Source organism: Bacillus sp. Xin1, assembly GCF_013314535.1.
In the GTDB taxonomy this organism is placed as follows: Bacteria; Bacillota; Bacilli; order Bacillales; family Bacillaceae_G; genus Bacillus_A.
Genome location: NZ_JABUAE010000172.1, coordinates 1 through 571, shown reverse-complemented (window position 1 = coordinate 571; position 571 = coordinate 1). Strand labels below are relative to the sequence as shown.

Genomic DNA, 571 nt, shown 5'->3' with positions numbered 1-571 from the left:
GGGCGGTACCCCTAGATTGATACTATCAGTATGTCCAAGCTTCTTAGATTTTTTGCACTAGAGCCATAAAAACTATGACAAAGTTTATCCGGTTTTCCTTTTTGCCTACTTGCTAAATTCAGCAAGTAAAATATTTTTAAAAGGATCAGGATTGTCAGCTTTTCCTAAGCTGTTCAAATTGACGGCTAACGTATGCTTACCTCCAAGTGTACCTCCAGCAAAAGTAATAAACCCTGGAATGCTGCCTCCATGTCCCCATATCGAGACACCGTTTGGAAGCTTAGTTTCATAGATTCCAAGACCATATCCATCAATTTCTGCTCTTCCTGTCGGAACTGTAGTAAGCATTTGTTTTAGTTGCTGTTCCTTCAGTAATTTGCCACTGAGTAAGGAAGAGAAGAATTTGTTTAAGTCATCTGCAGTAGAAATCATATCTCCAGCCGAGCTACCTATACTTGGGTTATAATAAGTAACATCCTTTGGCTCACTTGCGCCGTCTAGTTGGATATATCCACGGGCATGCTTGGTTCCTGGTATCACGCTTGAATTTCCAGGTAAGAATGTATCCGAT

1 protein-coding gene is annotated in these 571 nt (G+C 40.6%); it reads right to left on the bottom strand.

The window, feature by feature from the left end; translation table 11 throughout:
• Positions 1-105: 105 nt before the first annotated feature.
• The coding region (locus HRG09_RS28340; RefSeq protein WP_174104105.1) for a serine hydrolase at positions 106-571 on the bottom strand (466 nt) is incomplete at its 5' end.